The sequence below is a fragment of the Lachnoanaerobaculum sp. genome, assembly GCF_057250505.1.
In genome coordinates, this window is sequence record NZ_DBHIEQ010000010.1 from 68,872 (window position 1) to 86,108 (window position 17,237).

The window sequence follows — 17,237 nt, forward strand, 5'->3', positions numbered from 1 at the left end:
ATATTCTCCTTACAATGTCTTTCCTTCAAGTACAACTCTTTTTTTGATGTCCTGCATCAAAATGTCAAATTGGTCAAGGTCAAGTGACTGTGCTCCGTCACAAAGAGCTTTTGCCGGATTGTTGTGTACCTCTACCATGATGCCGTCGGCACCTACTGCAAGTGCGGCCTTTGCAAGAGGCGGTACAAGTGATCTGATACCTACCGCATGGCTTGGGTCTACCAGTATAGGAAGATGTGTTTTTTCTTTTAACAGTGCAACAGCTCCAAGGTCAAGTGTGTTTCTTGTAGCGGTTTCAAAGGTTCTTATACCTCTTTCACAGAGGATTACGTTTTCGTTTCCTGATGCCATTATATATTCGGCACTCATTAAGAATTCTTCTATGGTATTGCAAAGTCCTCTCTTTAGAAGTATAGGTTTTTTCAGCTTGCCGACTTCCTTTAACAAGTCGAAGTTTTGCATATTTCTGGCTCCGATTTGTATGATGTCCACATTTTCAAAAAGAGGTATCTGTGTCTGATTCATTACTTCGGAGATAATCGGAATATTTACGGCTTCTTTGGCGGACTCAAGGTAGTCAAGTCCTTCTTTTCCGAGGCCTTGGAATGCATATGGTGAGGTTCTCGGCTTAAATGTTCCTCCTCGAAGAATTACGGCTCCGCTTTTTTTCACGCTGTCCGCCACCATTGTGATCTGTTCTCTTGTCTCTACACTGCATGGTCCTGCAATAACTGTGAATGTGCCGCTGCCTATATTCACATCGCCGACTTTTACTATTGTATCGTCAGGGTGGACTGTTCTTCCGGCGGCTTTATATGTCTCTGTTACTCTTTTGCCGTAGTCCACTATCGGATGGGTGGCTACTATTGTGTCCATATCTATTTTTGCAGTGTTGCCGATAAGGCAGACTGCGGTATGCTCCGTGCCCGGAGCGTATATTGTATCAAATCCTATATTTTCAAATTCTTGTCTAAAGTTTTTTATTGCCTCTTCGCTGACGCCGGCTTTTAAAATAAATACCATATGTCCTCCTGATAATATGTGCGTGCTCCCGCAATCCTTGCAGGCATTCGTACTCCGCACATTTTCCTAGCGGAAAATGGCTGCGTACTCATGTCTGTACGAGTCTCAAGGACTTACCCCCTCTTACAACAAGTTGAAGAGTGGGTAATCCTTTGAGACTCTAGTATCACGCAAAAAAGTCCTTGTTAAGTAAAACCTTAGCGGTTTTATTTAACAAGGACGAAATTTCAACAAAAAAATCGCGGTGCCACCTTGATTCACAGTATGACCTGTGCACTTTAAGATACCTACATATCCCTTGCAACTAACGTATGCGAACGTCGTAGAATACTCTGCTTACGCATTTGACTACGCCCTCCATGGTCCATTTGTCAGACTGTTTCTTATCCGGCTCTCAGCCACCCGGACTCTCTGTGAAGTCATAACCGACTTTATCTCCATATCAACGGTTTGCTTGATTTCACGATTGTAATATAAAATCATGAGACTGTCAACAAAAATAATCATTTATGCTTGACACAAAAATAATCATTTATGCTTGACAGGAAGGGTGAAAAGTTTATTTCCGATATATACTTGAAATAGAAAAAGACAGGATTTTTTCAAACCCTATCTTCTAAAACTACACAAACCTTATTAAAGGTTTTACACTTCAATAAAATCCAAGCAATTATATAAGCTTATATTCTCTCAACAATACTTTTCTGTACTCCCTATCTTCGCTTGCTTTAAGAATCTTTTCTATATTTCCTTCTCTTGCCAAAATACCGTTTAACTTAGACACCAAATCTTCACCTTGCTCTACACCCAGTATCCTGCCTTCTTCTCTACCGATTAAAATGCCCTTTTTAACTCCGATTTCCTCTATTTTATCCAACGCCTCACACATTGCCACATTCCTCCTTCCTTTAAACTCATTGCTCAACTTTTTATATCTGATATCACCTGTCATCGCTCTCATTAAGTCAAAAAACTCATATACATGATTCACAATAACACTTTTATCCGGATTATAACTCTTGTTTACTCTCATCTGATAGAGATAATCGACCAAAAACCTGAAATCACTCTTAAATAAGTCTCGCACATCTTTATCTAAATATGCTAACTCAAATACATTTATTTTGTAGTCATTTACAAACGGTTTTATATCATCATTTAACTCAAGTAAATCTATAAGATTTCTTGGGCTTGTCCACCTGCCGTTATATCCAAAATAAAGTACCAATGTGATTACAGGATACTTCTTCTCATTACTGTTACTCTTTCCGGATTGCTTTCCATACTCGGCTCCGTCATAACTGAATACCCTCATAGGCATAAGTCTGTCCTGAGCGGTTTGATTCTCAAATCCGAACATTGCCAAATTTATCTTTGATTTATTCCAATACTTGGCAATATCCCTATCTTGAGAAGAAATCTTGCCGTCAAACTTCTCAAATGCGTTTTCAGTTCTCTTTATTTGACCTAATTACACAACTTGTTTATGCGAGGGTTATATCACCATGCTCTAAGTCAAAGACAGACTCTCATGTCTTTCCATACCTTTATGGCAGCTCTACAATCTCTGAAGACCAAGTATATGATGGGTGTTATTTCATAGGAGAGTCTTATAAAAAGTATATTGATTTTTTTAATCCACCGTATGATAAACCGTACTTTTTTTATTTTTACAATCACACACCTTGTCTCCCTTTATGCCTCTGCGAAAGATATTCGTGCAAGCACTCGTCCCATTCTTCCCTGTCAATTGTAAGAAAGGCAGCCTGAACATCTCTATTTCCTAAAGATTCAATATAATTTCGCGCATATCCATAGCTGTCGTCACGTGTAATTGTATCAGGTATTTTTTTACAGAACTCTTCATATATTACAGGATCAGCCGAACCAATATCCCTAAACTGAAACGGATTTGCACTACTCAAAAACTTTCCGAGTTCTGCATTTTTGCTTTCGTCCCATTCAGCATCGAGAACATAATATATCATACAGTATAATTCAAATTTATTCATTTCTTTTTCCTCCGTTTAAATGGATTATTATTATAACCTGTTTCGTTATCCCACTGACGAGGGACTTGATTCTGACCGCCCTCATTTATTGTCCCGTTTTGATATCTAACCCAATTTTGTTTTCCATCACTATTTATTTCTGCATTCCATGAATTCCCATATTTATCAGTACCAATAAATTTTTCTTTATTATTTGCCAAGTCAGTAAGTAACTTTCTATTGGAGGGCGTATCCTTCAAGTGTCCTTCTTTTCCGGAAAAAATATGTTTAATCTGAGCATCATTTTTAGGCAGAGATTGTGAATTGCTTTCTCTTTTATCCTGCCTCTTTGAACCCTCAGTGTTCCCGAACCCACCGTGAAATCCTGCTCCCATTAGGCGCTCACCGCCTTTCGGCTTTTCATAAAGTCACTGTCAAATTGCAGTACTTCAATGCCTTTTTCTTTGTATGGAGTAAATATCTTATCCGGTGCCGCCCCGTAAACAACAATGGTACTTGCGTCTAATTTATCAACTACATACTTTAATCCGCTAACAAAGTAGCTGCGGTCAGACAACAGTTTTATACAACCGTGCGAACCGACTGCTATTGTCCCATGCTTTTGAATACCTGTACAAGATAACTCATATGTACGTTCATCTCCAAATCGGATATTCGGGATGACCGGCACACCGTTTTCCTGCAACCAATAACCGATTGCACGACTGCGATATATGTTCCAATGTTGCATAACAAGTGGCATATCTCGATATACGCTAAAGTCCGGTGTGATTACGCCCTTAAATCTTTTGATAATCGGCAAATACTTATTTGGAGTATTCCATATTCTCTCAAAAGCGGCGTCATCTTCATAAAAATGTATCCAAGAATCAACCTCTTTACTTGCGATTGCTTTTGAAAATGCAACCAATTTTATCGGCTTTTGGATTTCTTTTGCTAAACAGGGAATTTCTAAATCTCCGTCGTATGTAGCATTTTTTACTAAAAATGCGTGAAAAACATCTTTGCACCCACTTCTGGTGCTATTTCTTTCAGACAATATTATGCCCTCCATTCTTTAGATTTTGTGGTTTTTTTCAAATTTTCTTGAACAAATATCAAAAAACTTGAATTTTTCGTGTGGATGTGGCATAATATTCTATGCTTAAATAAAAGGATGCTCGCATCCGACACAAGTGCACTTTGTAGATTGTTCCCGCAATTTACAGAGTGCATTTTATTTTTGTGGTAAAACACAATCAATATATCACCTGCCTCTCATTTTATAATTGTCCATAATCAGAACCAGCTATCACGTTCCTGTTGACGAATATATTCATCTTCAAAATCGTATGTGTTTCGAATAGGACAAATTCTATTTAGAAAATCAGCATATTTTATGAGGATTATGTCGTCAAATTCTTTTTCTGCTCTTGAACGCCATTCCACATTTGTGCTTGCCAATGTTTCTATCCTTTTATCTGCCGCCTGAGCCGAAACACCAAAGTTGGTTTGCAAGAAAAATCTGTTTATTCTTGCTCCTCTGTTCTGGCACTCTCTAAGTATCTGTTCAGGCATAAGCAACTGTGCCGTAAAGTAATTAGTTTCGACTTCATACCTATGGTATGTATCCTCATCCTTTTTAGAAAAATCGTGACCGTTAATTTCGTGCCCCAATTCGTGTAGTATTGAAAAACGGTTATGTGTATCCGGCTTTGTTTCATCATAAAATATGATTTTATTTCCCTGAAAACTCATTATAATAGCCGATTCACTTCCAAACGCTGTGATGTCCACACCGTATTTTCTTGCTTTCTTAAAAGAACGACATACAATCGGTGTTTGTTCCTTTACTAAATCTTTCGGCGAAAACGGAAATGTTTTAATTGCCGATGATTTTACTAATATTTCATTAGCCTTTGAATATGCTCTTGAAAAATCCGGTTTCTTACAATTCGTCAATCTCATCACTCCTCGTCATCATCATCAAAAATATCATCAAATGCAGCTTTTAAAATATTCTCAGCTTTTTTTAATTGGTATGCATCCAACTTACCAAGATTACGTTGTAAATATTGCAGTTCTCCGTTTGGCACTTCTGAAGACGAAGCAAATGAGCCAAGCAGATAATCTGTAGTGGTTTCTAAAGCTTTTGCTATTCTGGTCAATACATCACTACGGGGTGTTCTGTCTCCCTTTACGTAATAAGACATCGCAGATTCAGTAACTCCAGCCTTTTGTGCTAATTCCTTTTGGTTAATTCCATTTTGCTTCATCAATGCGATAAGTCTTTCACTAAAAACTGACATATCATCAACCATCCTTTCGTATTCTCTTTTTCTTATTATACTCAAAATTATAAGTTTGTCAAGTTTGTTTTCACTAAATCTCGTCTTTTACTTCTATTTTCGAACAAGATAATGTATTTATCCACTTATTATTTCAACATAATTATAATTTTAATCAAAATAACTTTCAATAGTATTTTTAGAAAAAGAAATGAGGTGTCGCAAATTGCTAACACCTCAAAACCCGTCTTCCGTCGAAGTACTATGAAAGTTCCGAAGTTTTAAATTTCTAATAAGCCATTTGATTTTACGCAGTTCTTTTAAACCCTTTATTTTAAAAGAGATTTAAGCAATGTATTTTTTGATTGCACTAATTATTACTGTGAGATTGATATCCCCGGCGATGACAAGCAAAAGGGACCTTCAAAAGAGAATAGGCACTCCCCGATAATAGGGCAAGCTTTACTTTTAGACGCCGACCTTGTACCTGTCTCCATGCAAATGTATCCCGGAAATGAATCGGAAAAGCCGTATATTAGAAAAGTTATTGAAGAAATGAAGCAACGACATAACGTATCAGGTAAGACTATTCAGGTGGCTGATAGAGGCCTTAATTGTGCAAGAAATATTTATGCTGCCGTTAAAGAAGCTAGTGACGGCTATATATTTTCAAAATCAATACATGGTAAGAATCTAAGTGAAAGGGAAAAGAAATAGGTTCTACTTGAAAATGACGCAAATTTCTTTTCTAATTACACTGATGAAAAAGGTAATATATCTTTTCGACTTAAATCATGTATTGACAGCTTTGAGTACAGTTTTAAAGAGATTGATCCGGAAACAGGAAAAGAAAGTGTTACAAGGTTCTCTGTAAAAGAAAAGCGTATCGTCTCTTATAATCCTAACCTTGCAAAGAAACAAAGGATCGAAATAATGAAAATGGTTGATAAAGCTTCAAAGTTTTCTACATATATCAATATATAAAGAGACCGGGCCGTTAACGAAAAGGTTAAAAAACCGGTTGGTTTTAGTAACCTTGATGCCCTTTATTTAACCAAAGCTGAAGTCGACAATTTCTTTCAAAACTGCATGCTCTTGGACACCTGGAGTACTAGGTTTTGAGAGAAACTACGGAAGTCAGGTAATATAAAATCATGAGACTGTCAACAAAAATAATCGTTACAGTTCAGGCATTTTTTGAGGTGCAAAAATGTCACCTCAAAAATGAAGAAAGCTCAGGAGGTAGAAGATATATGCCATATATGTTTACGGAACAAGGAATTGTGATACTTTCCGCTTTTCCGGTCATTTACATAAAAGCCTTATAAATGATATAATGCTACCTAAGATTGTGCTTGGCGGTTTTAATACTGCAAGTAAATCATTAAAGCGTCACAAAGAAAGGAGAATGATGGCTTTTTTTGAAAAACTGGAGAGGAAATTTGGAAGATACGCAATCAGAAATCTGATGATGTATCTGACTGCGCTGTATGCTGTAGGTTTTGTGATATCCTTGGTGAATATACAGATATATTATGAATATATGTCTCTTGATGTGGCAAAGATACTTTCAGGGCAGGTTTGGAGACTTATCACATGGATTATGTATGCACCGAAGCAGAATATACTGTTTGCGGCAATAATGCTTGTACTGTATTACAGCCTCGGAACGAATCTTGAGAGAGTTTGGGGCAGTTTCAGATTTAACGTGTATATGTTCGTGGGGTATATATTCCTAATAATAGGAGCATTTATTTTATATGCCGTATACGGAGAGGCTGCAAGCGACTTTTTGCTTACACCTGACAGCCTGAATATGTCAATATTTTTGGCATTTGCACTTACATACCCGGATATGACATTTTATCTGTACTTTGTACTGCCTATAAAAGCGAAATATTTGGCATTTGTATATTTGCTTATTGAAGTTTATAGTTTTATAATAGGAGGCGTCATAACAAAGGTATCTATAGGATTGAGTTTATTAAACTTTGCCATATTCTATCTGATGACAAGAAATTGGAACAGGATGTCACCGAAGAATGTAGTCAGACAGGCAAAGTTTAAAAAGGCGGTAAAGATGAGACTGGCAGGTGAGCCTATACACAGATGCGCAGTATGCGGAAGAACCGAAAAAGATGACGATACACTTGAGTTTAGATATTGCTCAAAATGTAAAGGCAATCTTGAGTACTGTTCAGACCACTTGTATACACACACTCATGTGGAATAAATTAGATACCCTGTAATGATATAACATTTTATAAATGTATCTTGATACATTTATGGATGAGTGATAGTATTTTAGCTTGTAGAAAGATAAAGAGGAAAAGGAAAATGAAGAGAACAAAAATTATATGTACTATGGGTCCGAATACAAACGACAAAAAGCTTATGAAAGATATGGCAATCGCAGGAATGGACGTTGCCAGATTCAACTTTTCACATGGTGATTATGAAGAGCATTTGGGCAGATTGAATATATTAAGAGAAGTAAGAGAAGAAACCGGAAAAGAGGTTGCTGCACTTCTTGATACAAAGGGACCAGAGATAAGAACAGGTTTACTTGAGGGCGGAAACAAGGTTACTCTTGTTGCCGGAAATGAATATACACTTACAATAAACGAGTGTGTAGGAAATGACAAAAAAGGCTTTATCAACTACAGCGGGCTTAACGAAGATGTAAAGGCAGGCGATAAAATACTTATAGATGACGGTCTTATCGCACTTGAAGTTATAAATGTGGACGGACCTGATATCCACACCAAAGTTTTAAACGGCGGTGAACTTGGAGAAAAGAAGGGTGTTAACGTACCGGGAGTTTCAATAAAGCTTCCAGCACTTACACAAAAAGATATAGAGGATATAAAGTTTGCCTGTGACAACGGATTTGAGTTTATAGCGGCATCTTTTATCAGAAACGGTGATGCGGTTCGTCAGATTAAAGAGATTCTTGCAGAAAAGCATGCAAATATCCAGGTTATTTCAAAGATTGAAAACCAGGAGGGTATCGACAATATGGACGATATCATTGAAGCAAGTGACGGTATCATGGTAGCAAGAGGAGATATGGGTGTTGAGATAGACGCCGCAAGACTTCCTTTCATTCAAAAGAAGCTTATCGAGAAGTGTTCAGTGGCAGGAAAGCCTGTAATCACAGCTACACAGATGCTTGATTCCATGATCAGAAACCCAAGACCTACAAGAGCCGAGGTTTCAGATGTGGCAAACGCTATATATGACGGTACAGATGCAATAATGCTTTCAGGAGAGTCCGCAATGGGTAAGTATCCGCTTGAGGCACTTAAGATGATGGTTAAGATTGCAAAGGAGACCGAGATACACCTTGATCATACACAGTACAGAAACAGAAAAGTAAATAGGATGGATAAGAAGAATATTTCAAATCAGGTAGGATATGCTGCGGTTTCCACAGCAGACCAGCTTGAGGCAAAGGCGATTATCGCTCCTTCCATCAGCGGATTTACTACAAGAATGCTTTCAAAGTGGAGATCGACTATTCCTGTTTACGGAATGAGCCCAAGCATCACAACAATTCGTCAGATGCAGCTTTTATACGGAGTGGTACCTGTATTTGCAAAGAGGGCCGATACTACAGATGTACTTATTGAGTCATCTATAGATATTCTTAAGAAAGAAAAATATCTCAAGTCAGGAGATTTGGTAGTCGTTACTGCAGGTATCATACCTAAGAAGGCTGACAGAGGACCGGCAAGATACACCAATACAATGCAGGTTGAGACTGTAAAATAGTTTTGTCATATAGGCTTTAAAAACTACATTTTTTAGCAAAGGTCTCATATTTTGGTACAAAAACAGACTAAGATATGATAAAATATATATAATGAACGGTCGAAAGACCCAATCCATAAAGTCACAAAGGTGTTTACATCTGAGTGACTTTATTGAGATTAAAAAGGAGAAACATATGAAAAATCCAATAGTAACATTGACAATGTCGGATGACTCGGTAATCAAAATCGAGCTTTACCCTGAAGTGGCACCTAACACTGTAAGAAACTTCATAAGTCTTATCAATCAGAAGTTTTATGACGGACTTACTTTCCACAGAGTAATAAACGGATTTATGATACAGGGCGGATGTCCGCAGGGAAACGGTATGGGCGGTCCTGATTATCAAATCAAGGGTGAGTTCAGTCAGAACGGATTCCAAAACGACCTCGCACATACAAGAGGAGTTATCTCAATGGCAAGAGCTATGAGCCCTAACTCGGCAGGTTCACAGTTTTTTATCATGCATCAGGATGCACCTCATCTTGACGGAGCATATGCCGCATTTGGTTCCGTAATAGAGGGAATGGATGTTGTAGACAAAATAGCATCAGTTGATACGGACTACAATGACAGACCGAATACCGAGCAGAAGATAAAATCAATGACGGTTGAGACATTCGGCGAAGAGTATGCAGAGCCTGAAAAGTGTTAATATCGAAGGAAATCACTGTGATATAGTGATTTCAGATGAGAATGTGGCTCTTTGGGAGGCGTTTAACTCCCATAGAGCCACAGTTGCTATACTTGGCAAAGAGGATATAGATATAGCGGTTTCAAAGTATGCGGTACTTGACTATGCCGATATAGACGAAAAGTATTTGGAGAAAGTGGCTTGCAGATATTTGCATATACCTGTATGTATAGGAAAAGCGGATGATATAAAAATTCGTGAGCTTTGTACGGACGACTTTGAAATTTTCTCAAAGTTTTGTGAGTTTCCGTTTGAAAATATAGAGGGGTTGCGGGAGTATATAGATTTTCACTATGATTTTTACGGATACGGACTGTATGTGTTTGAAAATGAGAAAGAAGTGATGGGACTGACAGGATTTTACAATGAAGACAACAGATGTTTTCTTTCATATGTAACAGATAAAAAGTATCGAAGAAGAGGCTACACATTCAAAGTTTGTAAGTATTTACTGAAATATATTGAGAAAACATATGGAGTAAGGGATGTGTATACAAGAATAGATATTTCCAATACGGCATCTATAAAATTAGCCGATAAATTGGGAGTAAATATAATAAATTGACTGTAAAAGTATTTTTTGCGCCATAGGGTTAGAAAAACCTAACTGTTGTTTTTATACAGTTTTTAATGTATAATTTTAGATACAAAATTTTGGGCACTGAAAAGAACAGGGGTTAGTAGATGAAGGTAAAGGCATTTGCAAAGATAAATTTATGCTTGGATGTATTATCAAGAAGAGCTGACGGATACCATGATGTAGAAATGGTTATGACAAATATTGATATTGCGGATGTACTCGAAATAAGAGAACTTGAAGAAAAAAAGATATCACTGATATGTAACAATAAGGATTTGGCAACGGATGAGACCAATCTTATATATAGGGCGATAGTACTGTTACAAAAGGAAACAAAAAAAGATTTCGGTGTAGAAGTAATACTTGAAAAGAACATTCCTATGGAAGCCGGTATGGCAGGAGGAAGTGCGGATGCGGCTGCTACACTTAAAGCTGTTAATGAGCTTTTCAATCTGGGTGTTACTACCAAGAGGTTAGTTGAGCTTGGAGCAAGTCTTGGAGCAGATATCCCGTTTTGTATAACGGGCGGTACGGTACTGGCAAAGGGTATCGGAGAGAAGTTGATACCGCTTAAGAAATTGCCGAAGCTTAAGCTTTTGGTTGCAAAACCTGCAGCAGGACTTTCGACAAAGCTTGTATACGAAAATTTGGATATTGAGACTCTTAATAAGACCGGATTTAAACATAAGGACGTAAAAGATATGGTTTCAATTATTGAAAGCGACGATACGGATGACATAAAGACTGTAAAGATAGCCAAAGCGCTTGACAATATTTTGGAAGTACCGTCTTTGAAACTTTTACCTTTTATTGCACAGATAAAGCAGATAATGTATGACAACAATTGTTTGGGAAGTTTAATGAGCGGCAGCGGAACCGCTATTTTCGGTATCTTTGATAACGACAGTGATATGCTTAGAACAAAAGCCGTACTGGAAAAAGATGACAGAATAAATTATATAGAGACTACAACTACTGTTTAGATAGATGGAGGATAAAATGACAAATTTTTCACATGCAGATGTAGATGAATATATGCCGCTAAGAGATGTGGTTTTTAAAACTTTGAGGCAGGCAATACTCAGAGGAGAGTTGCAGCCTGGCGAGAGACTTATGGAGATAGCACTTGCGAAGAAGCTTGGAGTATCAAGAACTCCTATCAGAGAGGCTATAAGGATGCTTGAACTTGAAGGTCTTGTGCTTATGATCCCGAGGAAGGGAGCAGAGGTGGCAGGTATCACGGAGAAGAGTCTTAGAGATACTCTTGAGGTAAGAAGGGCACTTGAAGAACTTGCAATAGAGCTTTCATGCACAAAGATTACAGATGATGAGATAGAAGAATTGAAACAGGCCGAGGAAGAGTTTGTTAATTCTATAGAAAATAAAGATATTATTGATATTGCGCGTGCAGATGAGAAATTTCATGATATAATATTTACAAGCACAGGCAATGATAAGCTGGTACAGATGATCAATAATTTGCGTGAGCAGATGTACCGTTACAGACTTGAGTATGTCAAGGCGGAAGCGACAAGAAATCAGCTTATGGATGAGCATGAGATGATACTTAGAGCATTGGAGAGCAGGGATAAGTCGGAAGCTAAGAGAATTATTGCCGAGCATATAAATAATCAGGAGGTCAATGTTTCCAGACAAATTAAGGAAGCACCTACAAGGTAATGAGGAGATTAGCAATAATATTCGGAGGTCAGTCCTCTGAGCATGAGATATCTGTAATATCCGCCACCAATGTGTCAAAGCAGGTGGATACGGATAAGTACGAGCTTATACTTATCGGTATTACAAAGGAAGGCAAATGGCTTAAGGTAGACAGTATAGCTTCAATGGAGGACGGCAGCTGGCTGAATTCAAAAACAGGCGCATATATTTTGCCTGATGCTACAAAAAAGTGTATAATGATAGAGACAGGAGGAGAGTATAAAGAAAATCCTGTAGATGTGGTTTTCCCTGTTCTGCACGGACTGTACGGAGAAGACGGAACAATTCAAGGCCTGTTAGAGCTGGCAAAGATTCCTTATGTGGGATGTGGAGTACTTGCAAGTGCCATAGGTATGGATAAGCTCTACGCAAAGCTTGTGGTGGATAAACTCGGAATAAGACAGGCGGCATATGAGGCTGTACTTGACTATGAAGTCAGGGAGGATTTGACAAGGAAGATAAGAACAATAGAAGACAGATTTGATTATCCTGTATTTATAAAGCCTTCAAATGCAGGTTCTTCAAAGGGAGTTTCAAAGGCTTCAAACACTGAAGAACTTAAAAACGGTATAATTGAAGCGCTAAAGCATGACAGAAAGGTCCTTGTTGAGGAGACGATAGTAGGGCATGAGGTGGAATGCGGAGTACTTGGAAGACCGGGAGATGTAGTGGCAAGCGGTGTAGGTGAGATAAAATCTGCTGCAACATTTTATGATTACGATGCCAAGTATAAGCTTGATTCACTTACTTTGCTTGATTCAAAACTTCCTGAAGGCGTGAGAGAGAATCTTCCTGAGTGTGCAAAAAAGATTTTTACGGCTTTAGACGGTTTCGGACTTTCAAGAGTGGACTTCTTTGCAAAGGAAGACGGAGAGATTGTATTCAACGAGATAAATACCATGCCGGGATTTACGGCAATAAGTATGTATCCGATGTTATTTGAGGCTGCAGGTATTGACAAAAAATCTCTTGTTGATAAACTAATAGAATTAGCTTTTGAGAGAGGGTGATTTTTTGAATTTACCTATAGGAGTATTTGATTCCGGTGTAGGCGGACTGACGGTCGCCAAGGAAATTATAGCTCAGATGCCGAATGAAAGTATTGTATACTTCGGCGATACGGCCAGAGTTCCATACGGCTCCAAGTCCAAGGATACGATTATCAAGTATTCCGGCCAGATTGTTAAATTTTTACAGACAAAAAATGTAAAAGCTATTGTGATTGCGTGTAATACCGCCAGTGCTTTTGCACTTGACATATTGAAGACAGAGATTGATATACCTATTATGGGTGTTATCCATGCAGGCGCCATAACCGCAGCCAAGACTACCAAGGTAGGTAGGATAGGTGTGGTAGGTACCAGCGGGACAATATCCAGCGGTATATATGAAAAGACTATTCATGAGATAAATAGCGAGCTTGAAGTAATACAAAAAGCCTGTCCGCTGCTGGTTCCGTTGGTGGAGGAGGGACTTATCAATGACAGTGTTACAGATGAAATCATTTCCAGATATGTCAGCGACTTGAAAAGTAGACATATTGACAGTTTAGTATTGGGATGTACTCATTATCCTTTACTATATAATACATTCAGAAGGATTATGGGTGAGGGAGTTTCCCTTGTGAATCCTGCATACGAAACCGCAAAGGAATTGAAATCTTTGTTAACGTGTGAAAACTTATGTGCCGATAAAGGTGAGGTTTTCCACGAGTTTTATGTCAGTGACATGGCAGAAAGATTTAGTGATTTTGCATCTTCTATTATACCCGGTGTTGTGAAGAATACGGGTGTAATCAATATAGAAGAATTTTAAAAAACATTAGGCTTTGCAGAATGCATACAAATAATTAGCTAGATAAGGTATACAAGACGCAGACAGGCATTCTTTGTTGAGCATAGTTATCAGTTTTTTATTTAAGGTTATTTTATATAGAATAGTGGGGAGATACATTTTTCTAGTAAACTATCATTCTTTTATTTTAAACTTGATATTTGCATAAACAACCGGTGGTAGCTTAGGGTTGGGTAGAGACCGCATTGCGGCTTCTGCTATAGTTTTAAGGTAGAAGATTATGAAAGAATTTGTAGATATTGAGATTAGCGGCGCTCATCTTAGATATGATGAGACAGATCCTATTGCCGTGAATATTTCAGGTAATCACTATGTTGATGGTGATACACATAAGATAACTTACGTGGAAGAAGCCCAAGGTTTTGATGAAATTATCCTTAATACAATAATAGTAAAGAAAAATAAGGTTGAAATTATCAAAGAGGGTGTGGTGAATTCCAAGATGGTATTTGCCAATAACAGTAGGTTTAAAGCAATATATGACACTCCCTTTGGCAGATTGAATATGGAGACGGAGACAAAGCTCCTTTTGATCGATATGAATGAAGATGAGATAAATGTCTATATTGAGTATTTGCTTTATATAGAGGGAGATCGTGCATCTAATTCAAAAATGAGAATTCATATAGTTGAAGCGGTTGACAGAGTAGATAATAAGGGTGGGTGACTGCCCTTATTCGGTATGCGGAGGAGTATGGATAAAAAATTAAAAATTTCATTTAATTCACCAATTATTTTAGGATTTGTGATTCTAAGTTTTATAGTATATGTGGTAGACAATCTGACAGGAGGGTTTTCCACAAGATTGTTGTTCAGTGTTTACAGGTCGTCATTTATAGACCCGTTCACCTACTTCAGATTTTTCGGGCATGTACTTGGTCATGCAAACTTGGATCATTTCCTCGGGAATATAATGTTGATACTTGTAATAGGACCAATGCTTGAGGAAAAGTACGGTTCTGCGAACATACTTTTTGTAATACTTGCCACGGCACTTGTGACAGGTTTGGTTCACTTTTTTGTATTCCCACATGTTTATTTGCTTGGTGCAAGCGGTGTGGTATTTGCCTTTATTTTGCTCTCATCCTTTGCAGGATTCAGAGAAGGCAGGATTCCTTTTACATTTATTGTGGTCGCTCTTTTATATATAGGGCAGCAGGTATATCAGGGGGTCTTTGTACATGACAACATCTCAAACCTGACTCATATACTTGGCGGCATAGTAGGTGCTCTACTTGGTTATATTATGAATAAGGGGAAGATGAACAGGTACTAGGGATTTTATGGATAGAGAAATAATATGTAATATTTCTGTTTTGGAATATGTGTTATTTTGTATAGAAGGTGTTGCAAAAAAGCTTGGAAAAGATGGAAGAGAAGTATATCGGATACTGACAGAGGATAGCGATATATTAAACAGTTATATAGTACCTTCATATGATGTATTACATACACAGGGTAAGGACTATATTATTGAAGATATTTTGGATGTGATGAAGAAAAGAGGTTTGACGGTATGAGATTATATCATGGTTCATATCTGGAAATTAAATCACCGGATTTATTACATTCGAGAAAAAATGTTGATTTCGGATTGGGATTTTACACAACACCATTGTATGAACAGGCCGTAAATTGGGCAAGAAAGTTTAAGAGAAATGGAGGCAGCGGGATAATATCATATTATAGATTTGATGAAAAAGTACTTCATAAATTAAAAGTATTAAATTTTGATACATATTCAGACGAATGGTTGGACTTTATTTTAAATTGTAGAGCGGGCAAGGATGTATCAGATTATGATGTGGTAATAGGTGGTGTTGCTAATGATAAAGTATTTAACACTATTGAATTATTCATTGACGGGCTGATTGACAAGAAAGAGGCTATAGGTAGATTAAAATATGAAAAGCCTAATCTACAGATATGCTTCAGAACACAAAAAGCGTTGGATTACAGTTTATTATATGAAGGAAGTGAGACTATATGAATGCAAATCCTGTGTTATTACAAAAGAAATATGCACGTATTATAGAAAAATTTGCACGAAAAAAAAATATTTCAATTGAGGAATCTTTAGATTTTTTTTATCACTCATTTACATATGGATTGATGAGTAAAGGGATTTCCGATATGCATTGTATGAGTGATGAATATTTGATTGAGGATTTGGAGCGGGAATATAGTGGTGAGTATGTAAACAGGAAAGCTATATGAAATATACTCAACAGATTATGAGAGCTTTAGTGTAGGATATATGATATACCAAAATGACGATATATGTATGTTTAAAGCTTTTGATAATCAGGGATAATTGTTTAAAAGGTTCTATGTCAAGTGTTGTAGTGGGTTGATTTTTCAGCCCACTTTTTATATTTGAAATTATTTTAATTTTAAAAAGTTTAAGCAGGTATTTTTAATGGACTGCTAATATAGTAAAATGAAGTCAATAAGAAACTTAGGAGGTATAATCAATGTCCGGTATGTGGTAAATTTGAATTTGAAAGTGAAGGCTCTTTTGACATTTGTGAAGTTTGTGGATGGCATGATGATCTTATTCAGGAGGAAAATCCGGATGAAAAGTATTGTGCAAATCAAATGAGCTTAAATGAGGCAAGAGAAGCTTACAAAATGAGAGAAAAGATTGAGTAGATAAGGCTTTGAGCTTAGTTATATCGGTAATATAGTGTTCCCTGCGTAGGCAGGGGTGATCCCAGACAAGATGGAGCTATAGAGGTATCTGACAGGTGTTCCCTGCGTAGGCGGGGGTGATTTTAGTGCTTAGTAAAGAGTATTGAGAAAATAAAAGGTATTTCTATCGTAATTTTGCCAATAAAGGTAGTCTTCCCAAGCATCATAATCCCATTGTAATAATCTTCCCATAGTATTAATCCTCTATCAATTCATGCTCGGAAAGTTTAAGTTGACCTGCTTTATATGCGGCAAGCTTCTCTTCCAAGTAACTAATATTACTCTCCGAATAAAAAGGATCTACAGAAACTTCAAAAGGTATACGGTGCTCTCTGCCCATTTTTTTGGCAAATATGGTAAAAGCTGCACTCATAGAGAGTCCGAGTTCACTACATACGCTCTCCATTTTTTTCTTATCGGCCTCATCCATACGAAAGTTTACATTAACGGTCTGTGTCATAAAGCTTCTCCTTTCTTACATTGTTGAGTTTATTATAGCATTTGTAAAGAAAAATACAAGAAAGATGATGGGGCTGTCGGGAAATGACAGCTATAAGAAAGGGTGGTGTGACTCGTTTTGAGTC

The 17,237-nt window shown here is 37.4% G+C and carries 21 protein-coding genes, 3 pseudogenes and 1 other annotated feature; of the genes and pseudogenes, 16 read left to right on the forward strand and 8 right to left on the reverse strand.

All coding sequences use genetic code 11. The features are described from left to right. Window positions 1–9: 9 nt before the first annotated feature. Both aroF and ACO6FI_RS06075 read right to left on the reverse strand, forming a co-directional pair. Window positions 10–1,023, reverse strand: a complete 1,014-nt coding sequence (gene aroF / locus ACO6FI_RS06070) for a 3-deoxy-7-phosphoheptulonate synthase (protein ID WP_485456567.1) — start codon at window positions 1,021–1,023, stop codon at window positions 10–12. A gap of 212 nt (window positions 1,024–1,235) precedes the next feature. After that, window positions 1,236–1,478: a binding site (T-box leader), on the reverse strand. Window positions 1,479–1,693: 215 nt separating this feature from the next. Next, window positions 1,694–2,383: an Rpn family recombination-promoting nuclease/putative transposase gene (locus tag ACO6FI_RS06075; protein WP_485456568.1), complete on the reverse strand. Its 690-nt coding sequence runs from the start codon at window positions 2,381–2,383 to the stop codon at window positions 1,694–1,696. 74 nt (window positions 2,384–2,457) lie between these two features. Between ACO6FI_RS06075 and ACO6FI_RS06080 the strand changes: the two are divergent. After that, window positions 2,458–2,682 (forward strand): annotated as a pseudogene (locus ACO6FI_RS06080) (IS1634 family transposase); the annotation flags it as partial. A gap of 17 nt (window positions 2,683–2,699) precedes the next feature. Here ACO6FI_RS06080 and ACO6FI_RS06085 read toward each other — a convergent pair. From ACO6FI_RS06085 to ACO6FI_RS06105, 5 genes are all read right to left on the reverse strand, one after another. Then, window positions 2,700–3,035 (reverse strand): hypothetical protein, encoded by a 336-nt coding sequence (locus ACO6FI_RS06085; protein ID WP_485456586.1) that lies wholly within the window; start codon window positions 3,033–3,035, stop codon window positions 2,700–2,702. Next, window positions 3,032–3,409: a hypothetical protein gene (locus ACO6FI_RS06090; protein WP_485456569.1), complete on the reverse strand. Its 378-nt coding sequence runs from the start codon at window positions 3,407–3,409 to the stop codon at window positions 3,032–3,034. Before ACO6FI_RS06090 ends, ACO6FI_RS06085 begins: the two co-directional genes overlap by 4 nt. Next, entirely contained in the window at window positions 3,409–4,074 is a 666-nt protein-coding gene (locus ACO6FI_RS06095; protein ID WP_485456570.1) for a DUF4417 domain-containing protein, read from the reverse strand. The genes ACO6FI_RS06090 and ACO6FI_RS06095 overlap by 1 nt, the downstream gene beginning before the upstream one ends. 239 nt (window positions 4,075–4,313) lie before the next feature. Then, window positions 4,314–4,982: an ImmA/IrrE family metallo-endopeptidase gene (locus ACO6FI_RS06100; RefSeq protein WP_485456571.1), complete on the reverse strand. Its 669-nt coding sequence runs from the start codon at window positions 4,980–4,982 to the stop codon at window positions 4,314–4,316. Further along, a complete protein-coding gene (locus ACO6FI_RS06105) occupies window positions 4,982–5,335 on the reverse strand; it encodes a helix-turn-helix domain-containing protein (protein ID WP_485456572.1) in 354 nt (117 codons plus the stop codon). The genes ACO6FI_RS06100 and ACO6FI_RS06105 overlap by 1 nt, the downstream gene beginning before the upstream one ends. A gap of 297 nt (window positions 5,336–5,632) precedes the next feature. On the opposite strand from ACO6FI_RS06105, the pseudogene ACO6FI_RS06110 reads away from it, so the two are divergent. The 15 genes and pseudogenes from ACO6FI_RS06110 to ACO6FI_RS06180 all read left to right on the forward strand — a co-directional run. Next, window positions 5,633–6,424 (forward strand): annotated as a pseudogene (locus ACO6FI_RS06110) (IS1634 family transposase); the annotation flags it as partial. 289 nt (window positions 6,425–6,713) lie between these two features. After that, window positions 6,714–7,535, forward strand: a complete 822-nt coding sequence (locus ACO6FI_RS06115; RefSeq protein ID WP_485456573.1) for a hypothetical protein — start codon at window positions 6,714–6,716, stop codon at window positions 7,533–7,535. Between the two features lie 104 nt (window positions 7,536–7,639). After that, on the forward strand, window positions 7,640–9,076 hold the full coding sequence (gene pyk / locus ACO6FI_RS06120; RefSeq protein WP_485456574.1) for a pyruvate kinase: 1,437 nt from the start codon (window positions 7,640–7,642) through the stop codon (window positions 9,074–9,076). Between the two features lie 175 nt (window positions 9,077–9,251). Next, on the forward strand, window positions 9,252–9,770 hold the full coding sequence (locus tag ACO6FI_RS06125) for a peptidylprolyl isomerase (protein ID WP_274970444.1): 519 nt from the start codon (window positions 9,252–9,254) through the stop codon (window positions 9,768–9,770). Then, window positions 9,748–10,374, forward strand: a complete 627-nt coding sequence (locus tag ACO6FI_RS06130) for a GNAT family N-acetyltransferase (protein WP_485456575.1) — start codon at window positions 9,748–9,750, stop codon at window positions 10,372–10,374. The genes ACO6FI_RS06125 and ACO6FI_RS06130 overlap by 23 nt, the downstream gene beginning before the upstream one ends. Window positions 10,375–10,493: 119 nt before the next feature. Next, a complete protein-coding gene (gene ispE, locus ACO6FI_RS06135; RefSeq protein ID WP_485456576.1) occupies window positions 10,494–11,372 on the forward strand; it encodes a 4-(cytidine 5'-diphospho)-2-C-methyl-D-erythritol kinase in 879 nt (292 codons plus the stop codon). 16 nt (window positions 11,373–11,388) lie between these two features. Beyond that, window positions 11,389–12,069, forward strand: a complete 681-nt coding sequence (locus ACO6FI_RS06140) for a GntR family transcriptional regulator (protein WP_040458348.1) — start codon at window positions 11,389–11,391, stop codon at window positions 12,067–12,069. After that, window positions 12,069–13,118 carry a D-alanine--D-alanine ligase family protein gene (locus ACO6FI_RS06145; RefSeq protein WP_485456577.1) on the forward strand — a complete coding sequence of 350 codons (1,050 nt, stop codon included), beginning with the start codon at window positions 12,069–12,071 and terminating at the stop codon, window positions 13,116–13,118. Before ACO6FI_RS06140 ends, ACO6FI_RS06145 begins: the two co-directional genes overlap by 1 nt. A 4-nt stretch (window positions 13,119–13,122) precedes the next feature. Next, window positions 13,123–13,923 carry a glutamate racemase gene (gene murI / locus ACO6FI_RS06150; protein ID WP_040458359.1) on the forward strand — a complete coding sequence of 267 codons (801 nt, stop codon included), beginning with the start codon at window positions 13,123–13,125 and terminating at the stop codon, window positions 13,921–13,923. A 259-nt stretch (window positions 13,924–14,182) separates the two neighbouring features. Next, window positions 14,183–14,629 carry a YwiB family protein gene (locus ACO6FI_RS06155; protein WP_124950435.1) on the forward strand — a complete coding sequence of 149 codons (447 nt, stop codon included), beginning with the start codon at window positions 14,183–14,185 and terminating at the stop codon, window positions 14,627–14,629. 27 nt (window positions 14,630–14,656) lie between these two features. Next, window positions 14,657–15,238, forward strand: coding sequence for a rhomboid family intramembrane serine protease (locus tag ACO6FI_RS06160; RefSeq protein WP_485456578.1), 582 nt, complete (start codon window positions 14,657–14,659; stop codon window positions 15,236–15,238). A 7-nt stretch (window positions 15,239–15,245) separates the two neighbouring features. Then, window positions 15,246–15,482 carry a DUF3791 domain-containing protein gene (locus ACO6FI_RS06165; protein ID WP_485456579.1) on the forward strand — a complete coding sequence of 79 codons (237 nt, stop codon included), beginning with the start codon at window positions 15,246–15,248 and terminating at the stop codon, window positions 15,480–15,482. After that, window positions 15,479–15,952, forward strand: a complete 474-nt coding sequence (locus tag ACO6FI_RS06170; RefSeq protein ID WP_485456580.1) for a DUF3990 domain-containing protein — start codon at window positions 15,479–15,481, stop codon at window positions 15,950–15,952. The genes ACO6FI_RS06165 and ACO6FI_RS06170 overlap by 4 nt, the downstream gene beginning before the upstream one ends. Then, window positions 15,949–16,179: a DUF3791 domain-containing protein gene (locus ACO6FI_RS06175; protein ID WP_485456581.1), complete on the forward strand. Its 231-nt coding sequence runs from the start codon at window positions 15,949–15,951 to the stop codon at window positions 16,177–16,179. The genes ACO6FI_RS06170 and ACO6FI_RS06175 overlap by 4 nt, the downstream gene beginning before the upstream one ends. Window positions 16,180–16,446: 267 nt before the next feature. Further along, window positions 16,447–16,614 (forward strand): annotated as a pseudogene (locus ACO6FI_RS06180) (CPCC family cysteine-rich protein); the annotation flags it as partial. Between the two features lie 235 nt (window positions 16,615–16,849). Here the strand turns inward: ACO6FI_RS06180 and ACO6FI_RS06185 are convergent. After that, window positions 16,850–17,113 (reverse strand): type II toxin-antitoxin system RelB/DinJ family antitoxin, encoded by a 264-nt coding sequence (locus ACO6FI_RS06185; protein ID WP_485456582.1) that lies wholly within the window; start codon window positions 17,111–17,113, stop codon window positions 16,850–16,852. Window positions 17,114–17,237 lie beyond the last annotated feature (124 nt).